General features: G+C 64.1%; 11 protein-coding genes and 1 pseudogene. 6 read left to right on the plus strand and 6 right to left on the minus strand.

Annotated features, from left to right (window positions below; translation table 11 throughout):
• Positions 1-52: 52 nt before the first annotated feature.
• A complete protein-coding gene (locus QKE30_RS07065; protein ID WP_347934458.1) occupies positions 53-1675 on the plus strand; it encodes an AbgT family transporter in 1623 nt (540 codons plus the stop codon).
• A 168-nt stretch (positions 1676-1843) separates the two neighbouring features.
• Positions 1844-5320 carry a bifunctional proline dehydrogenase/L-glutamate gamma-semialdehyde dehydrogenase gene (locus QKE30_RS07070; protein ID WP_347934459.1) on the plus strand — a complete coding sequence of 1159 codons (3477 nt, stop codon included), beginning with the start codon at positions 1844-1846 and terminating at the stop codon, positions 5318-5320.
• A gap of 73 nt (positions 5321-5393) precedes the next feature.
• Here QKE30_RS07070 and prfB read toward each other — a convergent pair whose 3' ends face one another.
• A complete protein-coding gene (gene prfB / locus QKE30_RS07075; RefSeq protein ID WP_239201943.1) occupies positions 5394-6527 on the minus strand; it encodes a peptide chain release factor 2 in 1134 nt (377 codons plus the stop codon).
• Between the two features lie 30 nt (positions 6528-6557).
• On the opposite strand from prfB, the gene QKE30_RS07080 reads away from it, so the two are divergent.
• Together QKE30_RS07080 and QKE30_RS07085 are read left to right on the plus strand one after the other, a co-directional pair.
• Positions 6558-7427 carry an inositol monophosphatase family protein gene (locus QKE30_RS07080; protein WP_239201944.1) on the plus strand — a complete coding sequence of 290 codons (870 nt, stop codon included), beginning with the start codon at positions 6558-6560 and terminating at the stop codon, positions 7425-7427.
• Between the two features lie 91 nt (positions 7428-7518).
• A complete protein-coding gene (locus QKE30_RS07085; RefSeq protein ID WP_347934460.1) occupies positions 7519-8394 on the plus strand; it encodes an inositol monophosphatase family protein in 876 nt (291 codons plus the stop codon).
• A gap of 122 nt (positions 8395-8516) precedes the next feature.
• Here the strand turns inward: QKE30_RS07085 and QKE30_RS07090 are convergent, their stop codons facing one another.
• On the minus strand, positions 8517-10040 hold the full coding sequence (locus QKE30_RS07090; protein WP_347934461.1) for an NAD-dependent succinate-semialdehyde dehydrogenase: 1524 nt from the start codon (positions 10038-10040) through the stop codon (positions 8517-8519).
• 115 nt (positions 10041-10155) lie between these two features.
• Between QKE30_RS07090 and pgi the strand changes: the two genes are divergently transcribed.
• The gene (pgi, locus tag QKE30_RS07095; RefSeq protein ID WP_347934462.1) at positions 10156-11853 is read left to right on the plus strand and encodes a glucose-6-phosphate isomerase; all 1698 of its coding nucleotides are present in this window, start codon (positions 10156-10158) and stop codon (positions 11851-11853) included.
• 434 nt (positions 11854-12287) lie between these two features.
• Positions 12288-12587: a hypothetical protein gene (locus tag QKE30_RS07100; protein ID WP_347934463.1), complete on the plus strand. Its 300-nt coding sequence runs from the start codon at positions 12288-12290 to the stop codon at positions 12585-12587.
• Between the two features lie 122 nt (positions 12588-12709).
• Here QKE30_RS07100 and QKE30_RS07105 read toward each other — a convergent pair whose 3' ends face one another.
• From QKE30_RS07105 to QKE30_RS07120, 4 genes and pseudogenes are all read right to left on the minus strand, one after another.
• Positions 12710-13468, minus strand: coding sequence for a neuraminidase (locus tag QKE30_RS07105; protein ID WP_347934464.1), 759 nt, complete (start codon positions 13466-13468; stop codon positions 12710-12712).
• A gap of 229 nt (positions 13469-13697) precedes the next feature.
• Positions 13698-14387 (minus strand): annotated as a pseudogene (locus QKE30_RS07110) (hypothetical protein); the annotation flags it as partial.
• 725 nt (positions 14388-15112) lie between these two features.
• Positions 15113-15958: a DNA-formamidopyrimidine glycosylase family protein gene (locus tag QKE30_RS07115; protein ID WP_297667889.1), complete on the minus strand. Its 846-nt coding sequence runs from the start codon at positions 15956-15958 to the stop codon at positions 15113-15115.
• Positions 15951-21017: a DEAD/DEAH box helicase gene (locus QKE30_RS07120; RefSeq protein WP_347934465.1), complete on the minus strand. Its 5067-nt coding sequence runs from the start codon at positions 21015-21017 to the stop codon at positions 15951-15953. Before QKE30_RS07120 ends, QKE30_RS07115 begins: the two co-directional genes overlap by 8 nt.
• Between the last annotated feature and the right edge of the window lie 25 nt (positions 21018-21042).

The following is a 21042-nucleotide window of genomic DNA, read 5'->3' on the forward strand; positions in this document are numbered from 1 at the left end:
AAGTCGCAACCCAACCCGGTTGAAGAGTTAGGCGTCAAGAAGAGAAAAGCCCATGAGCGACACGAAGAGCAAAGAAGAGACCACAAAGAATAATCAACCCGGGGGCTTCCTCGGATTCATCGAGAAGATCGGCAACAAACTCCCCGACCCGTTTTGGCTATTCGTCATACTCGGCGGGCTGGTACTCGTCTCCAGCTTCATCTTCAACAAGCTGGGGCTCAGCGCCACAGACCCGGAAACCGGCGAGCCGGTAGAGATCGTCAACCTGCTGAGCTCCGAGGGGCTCAAGGACATCCTTTCTGGCGTGGTGGACAACTACGTCACCTTCCCACCGCTAGGTCTGATTATTACGGTCATGCTGGGTGTCGCCGTGGCAGAGCACTCCGGCCTGATTAGCGCGGTGGTACGCGCAACAGTCTCTAGGGTCGGGCCGAAAACTCTAACTTTCGTCGTGGCCCTAGCAGGCGTGACGGGCTCTGTGGCCTCGGATGCGGTGTACGTGATCCTCATTCCGCTGGGAGCAGTGTCCTTCCGCGCAGTGGGGCGCTCCCCGATCGTCGGCGCAATGGTGGCCTTCGCCGCATCCTCCGCTGGTTTCAACTCCTCGCTGGTTCTGAACATCACCGACGTGCTGTTGGGTGGCATTTCCACCTCGGCGGCCCACATCGTCGACGATAAATACTTCGTCTCGCCGCTAGCCAACTACTTCTTCGTAGCCGTCAGCGCGGTCGTGTTGGCGCTAATCATCACGGCTGTGACGGAGCTGTACATGAACAAACGCGCCCAAGACCTGGTGAACCACGACGAGATCGACTACTCGGAGGTCACCTTCAACACCGGCCGCGACGGTGACGACGAACTCGCCGGCGACGTACCGCAGGAAAAGATCACCGCCGCACTGAAGCTCGAAACCGACGAGGCGCGCGCACTACAGAACACCGCCATCGTCGCCATATTCATGACGGCCATCTACTTTGCACTGCTGTTCGTTCCGGGGTCTCCCCTCCAGGGCGAAGGCGGCGAAGTGATGTCCAGCCCGCTGATCACCGCAGTGGCCGTGCCTATCGGCGCATCCTTCCTGATCCTCGGCCTGGTCTACGGCCTGGGCATCAAGTCCATCACGAAGGCCAGCGACGTTCCGGAGTTCATGGCGCGCGGCCTGAAGACCCTGCTGCCGATGATGGTGCTGTTCTTCGCCGTATCGCAGTTCCTCGCCTGGTTTACTGCCTCCAACCTGGGGTCCTGGACCGCCATTAAGGGCTCGGAGCTGCTGCAGAAGGCGGACCTGCCGCCACTGCTACTCTTCGGCGCCTTCGTGATCCTAGTGGCGCTGGTGAACCTCTTCATCACCTCTGGTTCCGCCCAGTGGGCGCTGATGGCCCCGATCGTCGTGCCGATGTTCATGTACGTCGGGTTCTCCCCCGAAGTCACCCAGATGCTATTCCGTATCGGCGACTCTCCCTCGAACATCATCACCCCGATGAGCCCGTACTTCGCCCTGGCCCTGACCTTCCTGCAGCGCTACTACAAGAAGGCAGGCATCGGAACGCTGATGTCGCTGGCGCTGCCATACTCCATCGCCATGCTGGTCGGCTGGTTCCTGTTCTTCGCACTCTGGTGGATGATCGGCCTGCCGCTCGGCCCTGGCACGCCGATGGACTACCCGGCGCCGTAGCGCCCCAGCCCAGCGCTGGTTCTGCGCTGGGCTGGGGCACAACTCAGGTTCAGCCCCGTGGTAGCCCTGCCAGAACCTTATCGTTAGTGTGGAAAATGTACCCTGCACACCGCTTGGCCAGGGTTCCACATTGCGCCTTGGCCAACGATCTAAGAATTGAGGTCGGCGTTGAACAGCCAGGCTAATACTCCTTTACCCAATAGCTCCGATGTCGAAGCGGTGGTCACCAAGGCCATCCACCGCGCCGAGCAGTGGCTCGAGATCGAAGAGACTTCCGCTTCCACGAAGCAGTTGGCAGACATGGTGCACGATCCCGACGGCGTGGAATTCACCTTCGCCTTCGTCGACCGCGTGGCCCGCCCCGAGGACAACCACGTTTCGGCCAAGGAATTCGCCAAGATCGCCAACCCGTTTAAACGCACCGAGCCGGTGCCGGGGTTCATGAGCCTGGTCGATTCCATCCTGGTTACCGCCGGTTCCATCGCGGCCCCGCTGCTGCCGAATATCGTCATGCCGATCGCGCGCTCCTACCTGCGCGCCACCGTCGGCCACCTGGTGCTGGATGCGGAATCTAAGGCACTGGACCGCATGCTGGACGACTACCGAGACAAGGGCTTCCAGCTGAACCTCAACCTGCTGGGCGAGGCCGTGCTCGGCGAAGCTGAGGCACAGCGCCGCCTGGATAACACCCTCGACCTGCTGAAAAACCCGCGGGTGGACTATGTTTCCGTCAAGGCTTCCTCCGTGGTCAGCCAGCTGAACCACTGGGATTTCGAGGGCTCCATCGAACGCCTGAAGGATCGCCTGCGCCCGCTGTACCGCCAGGCCATGAAGCGCGACCCGCACCCCTTCATCAACCTGGACATGGAGGAGTACAAGGACCTCCACCTGACCATCAAGCTGTTCACCGAGCTATTGGATGAGGAAGAGTTCCAGAGCCTTGAGGCCGGCATCGTGCTGCAGGCCTACCTGCCCGACACCTTCGACGCGCTGCAGGAGCTGGCGGAGTTCGCCGCGCAGCGCCGCGCCAAGGGCGGTGCCAAGATCAAGGTGCGCCTGGTGAAGGGCGCCAACCTCTCCATGGAGCGCGTGGATTCCGAGGTTCACGACTGGCCACAGGCCCCCTACCTGACGAAGGCGGAGGTGGATGCCAACTACATCCGCCTGCTGGATTGGGTACTGCAGCCCGAGCACGCAGATAACCTGCGCATCGGCGTGGCCTCGCACAACCTGTACCACCTGGCGCTCGCCCACGAGCTGTCCGTCGCCCGCAATGTGGAGCACCAGCTGGACGCTGAGATGCTGCAAGGCATGTCTCCGGCACAGTCCGCGGCCGTGCGCGACGTCACGGGCAACATGATCCTGTACACCCCGGTGGTCAAGAAGGAAGACTTCGACGTGGCCATCAGCTACCTGGTGCGTCGCCTGGAGGAAAACGGTGCGAAGCAGAACTTCCTCTACGCCCTGTTCACCCCGGAGGATGACGAGACCGACGTCACCGGCATGACCCCGATGCAGGGCCAAGAGCTGCGCTTCCGCAACTCCGTGCGCGACCGCTGGGAGACTTTCGCCGGTTCGCGTCGAACCCAGAACCGCCTGGAAGAAGAGGCCGCGAAGAAGGGCTGCCAGTCCGACGGCCTGCCCGGCAACTTCGTCAACGAGCCCGACACCGACCCGACGCTGCCCGCCAACCGCGAGTGGGCACTGCAGATCGTCGATCCGTCCAGCGATCCTGGCCCCGCCCAGACCCCGGAGGTTACGGACCCTGCGGTTATTGACGCCGCCGTCGCCCGTTGCCGCGAGGCTTCCGCACAGTGGTCACAAAAGACCGGTTGGGAGCGTGCAGAGCTGTTGGACCAGGCAGCAGATGCCCTGGCCAACAATCGTTCGAAGTTGATCTCGGCTGCAGTGTTCGAGGCGGGTAAGACCGTCGCCGAGACCGACCCCGAGGTTTCCGAGGCCATCGACTTCGCCCGCTACTACGCGGAGAGCGCCCGCCAGCTGGACCACGTGCGCGGCTCAGTGTTCACCCCGTACAAGTCCGTGGTGATCACCCCGCCGTGGAACTTCCCTATCGCCATCCCACTGGGCGGCATTTTCGCCGCGCTGGCTGCCGGTTCCTGCGCTATCATCAAGCCCGCGCCACAGGTGCTGCGCATCGCGGAGGTCTTCATGGGCATTCTGCGTGAGGCCGGTATCTCCGAGGACCTGGTACAGCTGGTCAACGCCGACGAGGCCGAGGCCGGCAAGCGCCTGGTGAGCCACCCGGATGTCGAGTCCGTGATCCTCACCGGCGCTTCCGAGACCGCGAAGCTATTCCGCGGCTGGAAGCCGCGCATGGTCATTAACGCGGAGACCTCCGGCAAGAATGCGATCATCGTTACCCCGGCAGCTGACCCGGACCTGGCGGTGGCGGACATCTTCAAGTCTGCGTATGGCCACGCGGGCCAGAAGTGCTCCGCCGCCTCGCTGATCATCGCCGTCGGCTCGATCGGCAAGTCCAAGCGCTTCATCAACCAGCTGGTCGATGCGGTGCGTTCTATGAAGGTCGGCCCGGGCTCCGACATTTCCACCTTTATGAACGGTGTGATCGAGGAGCCGGGCGACAAGCTGCTGCGCGGCCTGACCGAGCTGGACAAGGGCGAGAAGTGGCTGGTCAAGCCTCGCAAGCTCAATGACGAAGGCACCCTGTGGTCCCCTGGCCTGCGCGATAACGTGAAGCCGGGCAGCTGGTTCCACACCCACGAGTGCTTCGGCCCGGTGGCGGGCATCATGCACGCAGAGACCCTGGACGAGGCCATCGAGTGGCAAAATTCCACGGGCTTCGGCCTGACTGGCGGTATCCACACCATCGACGTGGAAGAAACCGCTTACTGGCGCGAGCGCGTGGAGGTCGGCAACGCCTACGTGGAGCGCGGCATCACGGGCGCTATCGTGCAGCGTCAGTCCTTCGGCGGCTGGAAGAACTCCGCCCTGGGCAGCGGTGCGAAGGCCGGTGGCCCGAACTACGTCGCCCAGCAGGGCGTGTGGACCGAGGGCGACCTGAGCGAGCTGGCAGCGGGCACCCTGCCGACGCACATTACGCAGCTGCTGCGCGAGATCCGCGGCCTGGGCTCCCCTGCCCTGTCCAAGGACGATCACGTGTGGCTGCGCCGCGCCGCGGAGTCGGATGCCTACGCGATGTCCACCGAGTTCGGCGTGGAGCACGACAAGACGGCCCTGGTCGTGGAGTCCAACGTGTTCCGCTACAAGCCGCTGCTCGAGCCGCTGCGCGTCCGCGTTTCCGAGGGCGCCAACCCGCGCGACCTGCTGCGCCTGAAGCTGGCCTCCGCTGCTACGGGCACGGAGCTGGATATCTCCGCCAACCCGGAGGTTGCCCGCGAGTGGGGCGAGCTCGGCGAGCAGATGCGTACTTCCTCCGACCGCGACTTTGCCGAGGAAATCGCCATCGCTCAGTCCGTGCGCGTCCGCTCCTTGGGTGAGGCTCCGGATGAGTTCTACGAGGCCGCTGCGAAGTCCGGCTCCGTGATCCTGGATCAGGATGTATTGCCCGATGGCCGCCGCGAGCTGCTGCCGCTGCTACTCGAGCAGGCGATCTCCACCACGGAGCACCGCTTCGGCTACATCCACGGCCTCACCCCTTAAGGCGCGGCGCTGAGCCTGACCGGGCGCGCAGCCCGGTCGCAGCCCGGCGCGCGCTCGCGTACAGCCCGGCGCGCTAGGCCTGCGCTTCCTGCTGCTGCGCCATGCGCCAGCGAATGCCGGCCTCCAGGAAGCCGTCGAGGTCCCCATCCAGCACCTTGCTGGGGTCGTTAACCTCGACGTTCGTGCGCAGGTCCTTCACCATCTGGTACGGGTGCAGCACGTAGTTGCGCATCTGGTTGCCCCAGGAGTTCGAGCCGTCGCCCTTCAGCGCGTCCATTTCGGCCTGTTCTTCTTGACGCTTCCGCTCCAGCAGCTTCGCCTGCAGCACCCGCATGGCGGATGCCTTGTTCTGAATCTGCGATTTCTCGTTCTGGCACGTCACCACAATGCCGGTGGGCACGTGGGTCAGGCGCACCGCCGAGTCGGTGGTGTTCACCGACTGCCCGCCGGGGCCCGAGGAGCGGTAGACGTCCACGCGTACGTCGTTTTCGTCAATGTCGATGTGGTCGGTCTTCTCCACCACTGGCAGCACCTCCACCTCGGCAAACGAGGTCTGGCGCCGCCCCTGGTTGTCGAAGGGGGAAATGCGCACCAGGCGGTGGGTTCCCTGCTCCACGGAGAGGGTGCCGTACATGTATTCGCCGTGGATGACGATGGTCGCGGACTTAATGCCGGCCTCCTCGGCATAGGAGATGTCGTAGACCTCCACCTTGTGCCCGGCCTTTTCCGCCCAGCGGGTGTACATGCGCAGCAGCATCTCTGCCCAATCTGCGGCATCCACGCCACCGGCGGCGCTGCGGATGTTCAGCACGGCTTCGCGCTCGTCGTACTCCCCCGACAGCATCGTCGTAACCTCGAGCGATTCAATCTCCTGGCGCAGCTCCTCGCGCTCCGCATCGGCCAACTGCACCGCTTCCTGAGCGGCATCCGGGTCGTCCCCGGCTTCCTCCTCGGCCATGTCGTAGAGCACCGGCAGGTCATCCAGGCGTTGGCGCAGCCCCGTGACCTTCTTCAGCTTCGCCTGCACGCGGGAAAGCTCGGAAGTCACCTGCTGCGCGTGGTCCGGATCGTCCCACAGCGAGGGGTCGGCGGACTTTTCCTCCAGCTCGCGGGCGCGGTCGCCCAGCTCGTCGAGGTTCAGCACCTTCTCGATGGTGGTCAGGGTGCCGTCCAGGTCGCTTAGGTCTGCAGAAACTTCCGGTTGCATAATGCGCAAGTCTACCCGGCGACATGCACAATGGAATGTATGGCTACTAACGGTTCTGATTCTTCTTCCCCGATCCCAGAGGACATGCTGAACGCGATCATCAAGACGTTCATCGTGGCGCATGTCGACGATTCCGACCACCACCTGGCTCAGGCATTGGTCTATAACGCGGGCCGACTGGCATGGCGTATGCGCCAGACGGGTCTGGATACGGAGCAGAAGACGTCCGTCAGTGATGTCGTGACCGCTGCGGATCGCGCGGCCGAGAAGTTCATCGCCGACGCATTGCGCGCCATCCGCCCCGAGGATGGACTTTTGGGCGAGGAGGGCACCGCCGTGGAGTCGAAGTCCGGTCGCACCTGGGTGATCGACCCGGTCGATGGCACGTACAACTTCACTACTGGTTCGGATTATTGGTGCTCGGCCCTGGCTCTGGTCGAGGGATCCCCCGATGATCCGGACGCCCTGTTGTTCGGCGCCGTTCACCGCCCGGCGATGGGCTACACGTGGTTTGGTGGCCCGGATATTCCTACTACTCGTGACGCCGCCGAGATCAGCCTGCCGAACACCACCGCGGAGCTGACCTGCCTGGGCGGCTACCTGCACCCCACGGACATCGCGGACGCCACCCGACTGAACAGCTGGAAGGCCGTAAGCACGCAGTTTGCCACGTTGCGCATGCTGGGGTCTGCGTCTATCGATCTAGCCTGCGTGGCCGGTGGCGAGCTCGGCTGCTGGATGCAGCACAGCGTGGCCAGCTGGGACTGGTTGCCTGGGCGTGCTTTGGTAGAGGGCGCTGGGGGTGTCGCTAAGAAGGAAGAAAAAGACGGCACCACCTGGTTCATTGCCGGGGCGCCAGACGCGGTAGAGCAGTCCGTTAAGGCGCTGCGCGAAGCCTAGCGAGAAGGCCGCACCTCCCCCCCCCCCCTTTGTCACACTAGTCACATTCTTCCCATGGCTTTACGTGCGCCACGGGGTTATCATGTGTGACATGACGGACTCGGTTTCCCCATATGCAGATGACCTGACCCTGGCGCTGTCGCTGGCCGACGCAGCCGACGCGATAACCATGGCGCGGTTCGAGGCAAATGACCTGAGCGTTGAATCGAAGCCCGACCTCACGCCGGTGAGCGACGCAGACACCGCCGTGGAGAAGGAACTGCGGGAACTCATCGCCGCACACCACCCGGAGGACGCCCTGCTGGGAGAGGAATTCGGCGGCGACGTCACCTTCGCCGGGCGCCAGTGGGTCATCGACCCCATCGACGGCACTAAGAACTTCGTGCGCGGCGTACCCGTGTGGGCCACATTGATCAGCCTGCTGGTGGACGGCAAGCCCGTGGTGGGGGTTGTCTCCGCGCCCGCGCTGGGGCGCCGCTGGTGGGCTGCTGAGGGATCCGGCGCATGGCGACTGTTTAACACCCCGGCGAGCGCCGCCACCGGCGGTACTGGTAGCACTGGCGACACCGGCAACACAGGCAACGCAAACGGTGGGGTGCCGTCGGTAGGTGCTCGCCGCCTGGAGGTTTCGCAGGTTTCGCAGGTCTCGGACTCTTCGATTGCGATTTCCTCCCTATCCGGCTGGGCGGACTGCGGCAAGCGCGAGCAGCTGATCAACCTGACGGATTCCGCGTGGCGCCTGCGCGGATACGGCGACTTCTGGTCCTACATGCTGGTCGCCGAAGGCGCGGTGGACATCGCCGCCGAGCCGGAGGTAAGCCTCTGGGACCTGGCGGCACTGGCGCCGATCATCACGGAGGCCGGCGGGCGCTTCACCTCCCTGGACGGCCAGGACGGCCCGCACGGCGGATCTGCCGTCGCCACCAACGGCCTGCTGCACGAGGCCACGCTCCGCGCCCTGGATTAGCACGCCGGCCTAGCGCGCTGGCCTAGCGCCGAACTGCTGCCCGCGCCGCAGCTTCAGCGCGCTGGCCTGTCGCTAACTGCGCCTGACCCAAACCGGATACCTACCCGGAACCTAGCCGGCACCTAGACGTCGAGTGCCAGGTACACGGTGTCGAGGTACTCCTCGATGCCCTCGAAACCACCCTCGCGGCCCAGGCCGGACTGCTTCACTCCGCCGAACGGAGCAGACGCATCCGATAGCGCGCCACGGTTCACGCCGACCATTCCGGCCTCCATGCGCTCGGCGAAGCGCAGAGTCTTCTTCATATCCTCGCCCATCACATAGCCAGCCAGGCCGAAGACGGTATCGTTAGCGACCTTCAAGGCTTCCTCATCGCTGGAGACGCGCTGCACGGCCGCGACGGGACCGAAGATCTCCTGATTAGCGATCTCAAACTGTGGCGTCACGCCCGTAAGCACCGTGGCGGGATACCAGAAACCATTCGGATCCAGGTCGGGGTGCGTCTCCCCCAGCTTCTCCAGGGCCTCGTTACCGCCCAGGGCAACGTGCGCCCCCTCCTCGACGGCCTTGGCTACCATGTCACGCACTCCATCGCGCTGCTCCTGGCTGACCAGCGGCCCCATGGTCGTCTTCGAGTCGGTGCCCGGCCCCATCACGAACTCGCTCATCTTCTGCACCAGCCCGGCCTCGAACTCCTCGGCCAGGGACTCGTGAACGATGAAGCGGTTAGCAGCCACACAAACCTGACCCGCTCCACGCATCTTCGCCGCAATGGCCTGCTCCACGGCCTTGTCCACATCCGCGTGCTCCAACACAACGAAAGGCGCGTTACCGCCGAGCTCCAGCGAAGTGCGAATCGTCTTCTGCGCCGCAGTGGCGGCCAGCGCCTGGCCGACCTCCGTGGAACCGGTGAAAGTCAGCTTGCGCAGGCGATCATCGTCCAACAGGGCGGACACGCGACGGGCCGAAGACGTCGGCAGCACCTGGAACACACCATCCGGAATGCCGGCGATGCGCCCCAGCTCCGCGAAGTAGAGCATCGTCAGCGGGGTCAGCTGCGCCGGCTTAGCAATCACGGTGCAGCCCGCCGCCAGCGCCGGAGCCAGCTTGCGGGTCACCATCGCCAGCGGGAAGTTCCACGGGGTGATCGCCAGCACCGGCCCCACCGGACGGTGCGTAGTCACGATGCGTCCATTACCCGCCGGAGCCACGCGATACTCGCCAGCGATCGCCGCCGCCCGCTCGCCGAACCAACGCAGATACTCGGCAGCGTAGGTCACCTCGCCCTTGGAATCTGGCAGCGCGCGCCCCAGCTCCAGGGACTGCAAAGCCGCCAGCTGATCCGCGTGCTCGTGCACCAGATCGAACAGCCGACGCAGAAGCTCGGAACGCTCCCGCGGGGTGGATTCGGCCCAGTCCGCCTGAACCTCCACGGCCTTATCCATGGCCTCCCGCGCATCATCCTCTGTCGCCGCAGCGACATCCGCGAAAGACTTCCCCGTGGCGGCGTCAATAACCGAAATAGTTTCACCGGCAGACCCGGCGCGCCAGGCCCCACCTAAGAACAACCCCGTGGGCACCTCGAAGGAAAGCCCCGCGGCCTGAAGAGTAGCGCTGAATTCAGAAGGAATGTTGAGTGAAGTCATATACCCACATATACGCGCCTTTCGGAGGCAGGCTTACAGACCGCCACGCGCCTGCACCTTTTCCACTACCGTGGAAAGTGATAATTGCAGCGACGAAAGGAGCCCAGCTGTGCCTATGCCACAACAACGCGAAGCCGCACATAAGACACGGGAATGGAGAAAGCTCACCGAATACGCCGACACAACGCGCGGCACCCAACTGCGAGAGCTCTTCGCCGAACAGCCGGGACGATCCAGCGACATGACCTACAACGTAGGCCCGCTGCACGTAGACCTGTCGAAGAACCTCATCGACGAGCGCGGACTGCGCCTGCTGCTGGATCTGGCGCGCGCCCGTGGCCTGGAGGACTACCGCAGCGCCATGTTCGACGGCGAGCACATCAACACCACCGAGGACCGCGCCGTGCTGCACACCGCGCTGCGCATTCCGGTCGACCGGGAGTTCAGCATCCCAGTCGGGGCGGATGAAACGCAGGACGTGGCCGCCGACGTGCACGCAGTGCTGGGCCGCATGCGCGACTTCGCCAAGGCACTCCGCTCCGGCTCCTGGCAGGGCGTGACCGGGCACACCATCAAGCACGTCGTGAACATCGGCATCGGCGGCTCCGACCTGGGGCCGGCGATGGCCGCACAGGCGCTGCGCCCCTACATGACGGCCGGCATTACGCCGCACTTCATCTCCAACATCGACCCAGCCGACGTAGCCGGCACTCTCGACGGGTTGGATGCCGAATCCACGCTGTTCGTCATCGCCTCCAAGACCTTCACCACCTCTGAGACCCTGGCCAATGCCCACGCCGCGCGCCGCTGGCTGCTGCGCAACCTCGCCGATGAGGGCGTGGACGTCGAGGGGGAGGACGCCATCCGTGACATCACCGCCAAGCACTTCGTGGCCGTCTCCACCGCCGCGGAGAAGGTGCAAGACTTCGGCATCGACACGAAGAACATGTTCGAGTTCTGGGACTGGGTGGGCGGCCGCTACTCCGTGGACTCCGCCATTGGCCTGTCCTTGATGGCCGCCATTGGACCGCAGGACTTCATGCGCTTCCTGGAGGGATTCCACGAGGTAGACGACCACTTCCGCACCGAACCGCTGGAAATGAACATTCCGGTGCTGATGGGCATGCTGGGCGTATGGTACACCGATTTCCTGGGCGCGCAGTCGCACGCGGTGCTGCCGTATTCCGAGGACATGGCGCGCTTCCCCGCCTACCTGCAGCAGCTGACGATGGAATCCAATGGCAAGTCCGTGCAGCTGGACGGCAACCCGGTGGAGGTTCCATCCGGCGAGATCTACTGGGGCGAGCCCGGCACCAACGGCCAGCACGCTTTCTTCCAGTTGCTGCACCAGGGCACGCACCTGGTGCCGGCTGACTTCATCGGCTTCGTCAACCCGCACGACGATGCGGTCGCTGCAGACGGAACCACCAGCATGCACGACATGTTGATGTCCAACTTCTTCGCCCAGACCCGCGTGCTGGCCTTCGGCAAGAACGCCGAAGAGTTGCAGGAGGAGGGCGTGGCTCCCGAGCTGATCCCGCACAAGGTGATGCCCGGCAACCGCCCGACAACCACGATCCTGGCCAACAAGCTGACCCCAAAGACGCTGGGTGCGCTGATCGCACTGTACGAGCACATTGTTTTCGTGCAGGGCGTGATCTGGGGCATCAACAGCTTTGACCAGTGGGGTGTGGAACTCGGTAAGAAGCAGGCAAACGCGCTGTTGCCTGCGGTTACTGGTGAGGAGCGTAGTGACGCCGGCGACTCCTCCACCGACGACCTCATCGCTTACTACCGTCAGCACCGGGGTTAGCGACTTACGCCGAAGGCTAACGATGGCGCCCCACTGATCGATATCCCTTACGAAACCTCTTCCCCCAAGACTGGTTTTCGACTGGTTTTAGACCGCACGAATTCTCCAGAAAGGAATACTCCCCAATGAAGATTCGCAAGACTTTGGCGGTAGGCATCGCAGCCGCATCGATCAGCGCGGGCGTAGCTGCGCCGGCACAAGCAGAGGCAACCACGCCGCTAACTGCACAGGTGGCGCAGGCTGCTACGCCCGAGCCATACACCCCCATTACAGGCTCCCTGAGGATGGCTCCCGTCTTTCTAGCCTCTCCCATAGTTCTTCCAGCCGTTCTGTTGTACGCGATTTGGGTTCGCCTGAACCCCGGCCTCGGTTAGGCCAGAGCCCCGGCCTGCCTGACTCCACGATGTCGGAAACGTTGCACTACCGCAGGGCAAATGTCGGAAAATTTGCAAAACGTTCTTGCAAACCATTTCCAGCTAAACATAAGAGCAGGTCAGGAGCCTGTAGGGGCGGATCAGTCGGCGTCGATAAAAAAGAAATGCAACATTTCCGACATTTTGTTTTTGGCTGAACGAATTCTCCGGAAAGGATTACTCCCCGTGAAGATTCGCAAGACTTTGGTAGTAGGCATCGCAGCCGCATCGATCAGCGCGGGCGTAGCTGCGCCGGCACAAGCAGAGGCAACCACGCCGCAGACTGCGATCGAACTGGATCCCCCCCCTGAGCAAAGGTAGGAACTAAACCCAAACCCCTTCAGGGCACGGGATAACCACTTAAGGCTCCCCGCTAATGCGGGGAGCCTTAATTCGTTTAGACGGAGTTGCCGTTCAGATCAGAAATCCGTTCGGAAATCAGACTAGAACAGGCCCTTGGTCGGCTTGTGCATAACGTCTGTGGTGGTGACCTCACGGGAGTCGACGTTCTGGTCGTTGGAGGTGGACTTATCCTCCTCCAGACGACCGGTCTGGGTGACGGTGATGTAGTTCTCCAGGCGACCCAGCTTGGTCTTACCGTCGCCGAAGTTCAGGTTGGCCAGCAGCTTGGACTCGCCCGGGTTAATCGGGTTGGAGAGGGTGACCTCGAAGCTGCGGACGGACTTGTCCTTATCGAAGCCCAGGTCGCGAGTGTATGCACCGTTGAACCAGCCCGGGGTGATCAGGCGATCAACACCCTTCGGCCCCTTCTCGGTGTGCACGTCAATGCGGAAAGTGGTGGCCGGGAAGTCCTGGTAGTAGATCTCGGAGCCAACGTTCTTGGCGGAGATGGAAACCAGGCCAGCGAAGCCAGCAGCCTTGCCAGCGGCGACGTGGATCTCCGGCTTCAGGTCGTACTTCTCGCCGGACTGCTCAGCCTCGTCGTCCTTGGCGGGCTTCTCCGCCTCGTCAGTGGACGGCTTATCGGCCTCGTCAGTCGGAGCTTCGTCAGAGTCGGCAGCGGAAGCGTCGGCATCGGTGGTGTTGTCGGCGGCGGAAGCGTCGGCGTCATCAGCAACAACAACGTCCTGGTTGAAGCCAGGATCGACAACATCTTCAGCGAGGGCGTTGCCAGCGCCTGCGAAAGCGGTGGTCACGCCAATGGCGGCAGCGAGGGTCAGGGAAGCTGCGTTCTTCTTCATGTGAGGGGATTCCTTACTTTGTATAGGTGCAGGTCGAATCATTGCGAGGCGCGTTGAGGGATGCGCTGCGAGACGCAATTCGAGCGAGCTTTGAGGAGCTTCGAGTCTGCGGGCGGGGATCAGCGAATTTGGTTTAGGCCTCGTCGGCGGGCTTGTCTGCACCGTCGGCCGGCTTGTCAGCCGGCTTCTCGGAAGGCTTGTTAGCGTCCTCCGGCTTTGCCGGGACAGCGGAGTCAGCCGGGTTTCCGTACAGCTTCACGTTGACCTGGTTCTTGATCAGGGTCAGCGCGGACCACGGGGTCGGGGTGGACCAGGTGCCGTTAGCCTTGCAGAACTGCTGGGGTGCCGGTCATGTTGATGGTGCGGAAGCCGTAGGTGGCCTCGCCGGTGTGGCCTGCCGGGACGTCGTACGGTCCAACGGTCTGGCCAACGTTCCAGCTCAGGGAGTAGGGAGCCTCAGCGCCGATGGTCTTCGCCAGCTCGTAGGCGATGCCAACGCTGCCCTTGGCGTCCTTGGCAGAGCCTTCGCCGCCCAGGTTGACGCTGGTGGTCTCCGTGCGGTCACCCTTGATGCTGATGGAGATGGTCTGGGTCTTGGACAGCTCCTGCGTCAGCGGGATGGTGTTCTTGGACTGATTGGTGGCAGAGATGGTGCCAGCCGGAGTGAACTTGTCGTCGACCTTGTAGACGACGGTGCGGTAGTCCTCACCAGAGTTGCACACCGGGTGGGGGTTCAGGATGTTGGCCTTGATGTGATCGCTGCCGTGGGTGGTGTTCACGATCGGCAGGGTCGGGTGGACTTCGGGGTCTCCGGGTAGTGCCCTTCCTTGGTGATGGCGGATGCGGGAGATGCGACGGCTGCCGCGACGATGACGGCGGCAGCAGCTGCGCTTGCGCCGTTCTTCCACAGGTTCTTCATGTTTTGTGCTCCTCTTGCACGCCACTAGCCGAAAAGGTGCGCGAGCTGGATGTTTTCCGGCTCGCGCGGACTGGGGCGCGTTGGTGACGCTGCGAGAATGTGCGCTGCCAGCCCAAGGGTTCTGCGAGATTTCGGCCAGGTGACTTTGGGTTTGAATCCGGTCTTAGGGGTGCCCCCCGGGTGCTGCGCGGCGGATTGCGAGGGCCGCTACACACCCAGGTTCTGAGTGACGGGATCCAACTCTAGTCCCTCGAAGCCAGTAATTGTTCGACAATTGTGCGTCCCTACGCACGGCATTTAACCCAGCGTTCACCAACTATTCAGGCACAGTTCACCAAAAGATCCTTAACCAACCCTTAAAAGATTCCACCCACCTCCTCGAAACGAGATTCACTCCCCTGCAATTTAAACCATGACACCCACTTAGGTAACCCTTGCTTTGACCACCAAAAAGCCTTGATCAACATAGCGACCACCCCACAGAAACGCACCAATCCTTAAAAAATAAGAACAGCGAACCCTTTTGTTTCCGAAATTTTTCACACAAACGCACCTTTTCTGAATGCATAACCTTGGGGTACATGGACTTTAGGTAAACTCACGCGACCTGCACTTTCCCCTCTCCCGCCGAAAGAAACCACCCCTTTTTTGGGGCTATTGACCAGATTGTCAAGTAGGCCGCGAAGCAGCCTCTCTAGCGACCTCTTCCCCCATCTCGAAGAAGCTCACCGTTCCTGACAGTTCGGGCACCACCAGATAATCCGCTCCAATTCCGCCGAATCCAGATCCGGATCCCCACCAGCCCAGCGCCCACCCAGCGTCGCCTGCTGAATCGCTGCCCCGCACCGCCGGCACGCCTTGCCCGCACGCCCGAACACCCAGTTGCCCTGCCCGGTCCGCCGGTCGCCAGTGAAAACGCGGTGCGGCTCAAGACGGTTATCCCACATCACTCTTCGCGCCAGGTCTATTGTTTTTGTGACGCCCACTTCTCCCACCTGACCCACCTTCACCTCCGGGTGCATTCCCACTAGAAACATCACCTCGGCGCGGTACTCGTTGCCAATCCCAGCCACATTCTTCTGGTCCAAAAGCGCGGCCCCCAGCGTCCTTTCCGGCCGGCGCACGATCCGCGCAATGGCCTCTTCCCTGCCGTCGACCTCCCAGTCCTCCGCCAAGATGTCCGGACCCAGGTGCGCAATGACCTGCGGATAGTCCGCGAACTTGAGCACCCGCACGAAGCCGAGGTCGTGCCCCACGATCTCGATCTCCTCACCACCGGCGTGCTGGGGGCTAAAGCGCAGCACGATGCGTGCGCTATAGCCTGGCCTGCGCCAACGCTGCCCCGCGCGGTGGATCGCCCACACACCCTCCATCCTCAGATGCGTGTGGATCACCCGGTCGCCAATGTGCATGAATAGGTGCTTGCCGTAGGGCCACACTCGTCTGACTTCTTCGCCGTCGAAGCTCTCCGTGGCAAAGCGAGGCACCCGAATGTCGGTATGTCGCACCGTCCGCCCCGCCATCCATTGCAGGCGGTTGGAGAGCTGGAGTACGGAGTCCCCCTCAGGCACGGATGCTCAGCCCCTTCGGAGTCAAGCGTGCACCGGCGGCCACCCAATCTGTCGTGGAGATGTCCATCACAGAGGAACCGTTGATCTTCTCGATGGTCACGGGGCTCAACCGTCCGGCGCGGATAGCTTCCTTGAGAGTCCTGACCACTAAATCGATCTGCTGGGCTGGGGCGCCGAGTTCGGCAGACGTGGCGTCACCAAAATCGGGCCGAGCAAAAAGAACCACGTTTCTACCGCCGCGAGAGACATAAGCCTCTGCGCGACCGGCGGCGATGATGATCATGGCACCGGCTGCGCGCGTAGGCGCCATGCCCTCTGTAGCCGAGTGCGAGACCTCGGGCCAGGGCAGCGTAGACCCGAAGGGGTTCGCGGGGTCCAAGACGGAGAGCAGCTGGGGTGCATGCTCGGGTGCGGCCACTTCGCGTGCGCCGGTGCCACCGCCGCCAAGACCGGCGCCAGCGCCAACACCTCCAGCACGACCACTGTGCCCGTTCCCGAGACCGTTTCCACGCCCGTCCTGCGCCCGCCGGAGCTGGGAGATCACGTCACGCGGGGCGAACTGTGCCCCACCCAGACCTTCGACAATGTAGCCGCGCAACACTTCACCGGAATCCTCCCAGGCGCTCAACGTCCGGTAGGCCTCGGCGAAACCACCGGCGGCTTTTTCCGCCACGACCGCCCCTCGGGTGACCACGGCGTAGCGGTCGATCCATGCCTCGGAGCGCACCAGGGCCAGCTCCGCGGCGTCGGCAGGAGCTTCTACCTCCTCTGAAACACCGACCCCAGTGCCGTACACCGCCGACCAGCGCCCTGGCACCGAGGAGTGTGCATTCATCGACCGCCGCGCCGCCCGCGCAAATCCGCTGCGTCCCATCCGCACCCGGCGCGCCGACCCGCGCCCCTGGTTCCGGCGCGGAGCGCGGTGAGCCTGCTTGCCCGTGGTGCCGGCCTCCACCAGCCGCGCCCGCACAGCCGCGAAACTATCGGGCGCCACCAAACCGGCATCGAACAGCTCCCACAGCGCCGTGTCGACCTCCGCGTGATCCGCGCCCGTCGCCGCCTGCAGCTCGGCCGCCAGAAACGCGCCGCCACGCTGCAGGTGCTCGAGGATCTGTGTGGCCACCATGCCCAAGGTGGTCGCTGTTTCTTTATGGACGCCACGTTCCAGCTCCTCCCCGCCTTCCAGCAGGTACTCGGCCATGTCCGCGGGCACGAAGCTCACCCAGGCATCCTTGGCGCCGGCCTGCCCGGCACCGACAGCGAGAATCTCGCCGGTGCTGAGCAACTCGTCCAGGTCTCCCGGCTGATAGTCCGGGATGCGTGCGGGCAGCACCAGAGTTTCCCACGCGCTGGCGGGGATCGGCACCCCGGCGAGTTGTTCCAGGGCGCTGGCGAGCTCCTCGCGCTGCATCTGGCCCAGGCCGTGCCAGTCGGCTAGGAACTGTGCGTAGGTTTGCTGGGTCACCGGTTCCAGCGATCCGCGCGCGGCGGCCAGGGTTGCCGACCGGAGGCGGCGGAGCATCCCCGTGTCCACGTATTGCATTTCAGCCTGTGCATCCGCGCTGGTGAGTGCAGGGGCGCCACTAGTGCCACTAGGGCCATCAGACCCACTGAAAGAGTCACCCAGATAGACAAAATGCCCCGCCCTCAAGCGGCGCTGGTTGCCCTTGCCTCGCGTGCCCTGTGTGCCCTGTGCGCCCTGCGCTCCCTCTGCCCAGCGAGCCAGCAGCGCATCGGCTGTCGCGCGCCCCAAGCCAAACTCGGCGGCGGCCTCGGCGGCGGTCGTCGGTCCGCGGTTCTTCATCCACCGCAGCAACAGTTGGTCGATGGCATTGTCCACCTGGTCAACCTGTTCGGCGGCGATGGCCACGCCGGGCGGTACGGGCACGCCCAGGCCGTCGCGCAGCAGGGGCATGTCCTCGACCGCGCCGAGCTTCAACTGCCCGCCGAAGTGCACTTCCATCAGGCGCGTGGGAACCAACTTCCGCAGCTGCGCGAGGCTTTCCTCCACCGTCCCGACCCAGGGTTCGATGCGTTCGCGCACACCGTCCAGGCTCAGCGGCCCCAAGGCGCGCAGCATATCCACGGCCTGCTCCACGCTGGTGGCCTGGCGCCCCTCGGCCAGCCACTGGGCGGCATCCACCACCCGGCGGACCGCGGCCGGGTCCAGAGCCATGCCCTCCTCCCGGGGGCCCAGCACCTTTGCCAGCAACGCGGGATCCACGGCCAGGGCGGCGGCGCGCTCGGCGGAATCGCCCTCGTACATGAAGGCGCTGGTGTAGGTGAACAGCAGTGATTCGGCAAACGCGCTCGGAGCCTCCGTGGTGACCTCCGCCAGGCGCACATCCCGCTGCCCCAGGTTCGCCACCAGCACCTTCAGGAAGTCCAGGTTGTAAACGTCGTGCACGCACTCGCGCATCGTCTCCACCATCACCGGAAACTCCGGGTGCTCCCGGGCAACATCCAGCAGCTGGGCGGCACGCTGACGTTGCTGCCACAACGGCTGGCGCTTGCCGGGATTGCCGCGCGGCAGCAGCAAAGCGCGGGCGGCACACTCCCGAAAGCGAGCCGCAAACAGCGCGGAGGAGCCAACCTCCTCCATCACATCCGCCAGCGTCGCTTCCGCCCGCTCGGCACCGCTGTAGCCCTCGCCCAGAAGCAAATCCATACCCGGCGGTTCGTCCGAATACGGCAAACGCAGCACCATGCCGTCGTCGCCAGCCACGGCCATCGCATCAATCCCCGTCCGGCGATTCAGCTCCGCCCCCAGCGCCAGCGCCCACGGCGCATTCACCCCACGGCCGAAGGGAGTGTGCACCACTACGCGCCAGTCGCCGATGTCGTCGCGGAAGCGCTCGATCAGCACGGTTCGCTCGTCCGGGATGATCCCGGCGGTTTCCTTCTGCTCCTGGTAGTAGGCATCCAGGTTGGTGCGAGTGTGGGCGTCCAAAAAATCGGCCGAGCGAATGTCCTCCAAAGCGCCAGAGCCCCAAGTACGGCGGTTCTCGCCGATGGCCTGGCCAAGCTCCACGGGGCGTCCTGCGGCATCGCCCACCCAGAACGGCAGGCGGCCCGTGTGGCCGGCGGCAGGGGCGACAATCACCTGGTCGCGGTTGATCTCCAGAATGCGCCAACTGCTCGCGCCCAGGGTGAATACGTCCCCAACGCGGGACTCGTAGACCATCTCCTCGTCCAGCTCGCCGACCCGGCGCGCGCCGTCGTTGTCCCCGGCAGCCAAAAACACGCCGAACATACCGCGGTCCGGGATGGTTCCACCGCTGGTCACGGCCAGGCGTTGCGCGCCGGGGCGGGCCTCCAGGGTGCCAGCCACGGGATCGTAGATCGCGCGAGCCTTCAGATCCGCGAAGTCGGTGGATGGGTAGCGGCCGCTGATCATCTCGATCACACCGTCGAAGGCCTCGCGCGGCAAGGTGGCAAAAGGGTGTGCGCGGCGGACGACGCGCCACCACTCCTCGACGTCCAGCAAATCCGCGCCGGCCTGCACGGTCGCCGCCACCGTCTGCTGTGCCAGCACGTCCAGCGCGTTATGCACCACGTGCAGCGGCTCCAGCTCCCCTTTCAGCAGCCGATCCACCACAACCACCGCGGCCTCGGCATCCTGCTTATGCAGCGGGTAGATCGTCGCGTGGCTGGTCGCACCCACGGTGTGCCCGGCGCGGCCGCACCGCTGCACCGCCGAAGCCACCGAGGGCGGCGCGCCGACCTGCACCACGTGATCCACCAGACCCATGTCAATGCCCAGTTCCAGGGAGCTCGTCGCCACCACGCAGCGCAGCTCTCCCGATTTCAGCGCCGCCTCGATATCGGCTCGCTCGTCCTTGGAGACCGAACCGTGGTGCGCCCGCGCCACACCTGCACCGTCCATCCCCCGCACAGCCCCGGACTGCGCCATCAGCTGCGCCGGGTCACGTCTGGTCGGGGCGGCCAGCGAGTCGGGGTCGTGCTCCTTGGCCCATTCCTCGTTCAGCGCCCCGGTCAGCCTCTCCGCCGCGCGCCGAGAGTTCACGAACACCAGCGTGGAGCGGTTCTCCATCACCTGCCGGTAGATCGCGCGCTGCACGTGCGGCCACACGCTTTTCTGCTGCGGCAGTGCAGATTCCTTATCCACCCCGCTCGCCACGCGCGCGCCCGACCCGGCCTGGGTGCTGCCTCCCGCCCCTTCGCCGATGAGGCTGGGGCCGAGCAGTGCCTCGTCTATCGGTTCTTCTGTTTCTTTTTCTGACGCCCCCTCAGACTCAGCCACCTCATACTCCGCCAACGCGACGTCTTCCACCGCCGGCGGGTCCTGGAAGTCCTCCACCACGCTGGTCACTTGCACATCCCAAGATTTCGGCTGCTCGGGGTTCACCACCGTCACCGGGCGGTCGCCGCCCAAGAAGCTGGCGACCTTATCCACGGGGTTCACTGTCGCAGACAGGCCGATGCGCTGCACCGCCTGGCCCGTCAGCATCTCCAACCTCTCCAGCGACAGAGCCAGGTGTGTGCCGCGCTTCGTACCGACCACCGCGTGCACCTCGTCCACAATCACAGTGTCCACATTCGCCAGTGTGGCTGCCGCCTTGCTAGTCAGCATCAGGTACAGCGACTCGGGCGTGGTCACCAGAATCTCCGGCGGGTTGCGCATCAGCTTGGATCGCTCCGACTGCGGGGTGTCTCCGCTGCGCACGCCCACCCGCACCGGGGCGGCGGTCTCCCCCATCGCGTCGGCCACTCGCGCAATGCCGGCCAGCGGGGCCGCCAGGTTTCGGCTGACGTCCACGCCCAGTGCTTTCAGCGGGGATATGTACAAAACCTTGGTGGGACTTGATTTTTCAGGCGTGGGGGCGTCATTAAAAAAGGATCCCCCAGAAAGTCGCGACAGCGACCATAAAAAAGCCGCCAGGGTTTTGCCCGAACCCGTCGGCGCCACCACTAAAGCATTCTGACCTGCGGAGATAGCCCGCCATGCCTGCGTTTGCACAATCGTCGGCTCGGCGAAAACGTCTCGGAACCACGCTGCAACGGGGGCATAAAAGGAATCCAGCGGGTCATCAGCCATGTGACCATTTAAACAGACCGCTAAA

Origin of the sequence: Corynebacterium sp. c24Ua_83 (assembly GCF_039907245.1) — a bacterium.
Taxonomy (GTDB): Bacteria; Actinomycetota; Actinomycetes; order Mycobacteriales; family Mycobacteriaceae; genus Corynebacterium.

Coding starts and splice junctions, on each gene's coding strand:
- QKE30_RS07065 (WP_347934458.1), top strand. CDS start 53: ATGAGCGACACGAAGAGCAAAGAAGAGACCACAAAGAATAATCAACCC.
- prfB (WP_239201943.1), bottom strand. CDS start 6,527: ATGCAACCGGAAGTTTCTGCAGACCTAAGCGACCTGGACGGCACCCTG.
- QKE30_RS07080 (WP_239201944.1), top strand. CDS start 6,558: ATGGAATGTATGGCTACTAACGGTTCTGATTCTTCTTCCCCGATCCCA.
- QKE30_RS07085 (WP_347934460.1), top strand. CDS start 7,519: ATGACGGACTCGGTTTCCCCATATGCAGATGACCTGACCCTGGCGCTG.
- QKE30_RS07090 (WP_347934461.1), bottom strand. CDS start 10,040: ATGACTTCACTCAACATTCCTTCTGAATTCAGCGCTACTCTTCAGGCC.
- pgi (WP_347934462.1), top strand. CDS start 10,156: ATGCCACAACAACGCGAAGCCGCACATAAGACACGGGAATGGAGAAAG.
- QKE30_RS07100 (WP_347934463.1), top strand. CDS start 12,288: ATGTCGGAAAATTTGCAAAACGTTCTTGCAAACCATTTCCAGCTAAAC.
- QKE30_RS07105 (WP_347934464.1), bottom strand. CDS start 13,468: ATGAAGAAGAACGCAGCTTCCCTGACCCTCGCTGCCGCCATTGGCGTG.
- QKE30_RS07120 (WP_347934465.1), bottom strand. CDS start 21,017: ATGGCTGATGACCCGCTGGATTCCTTTTATGCCCCCGTTGCAGCGTGG.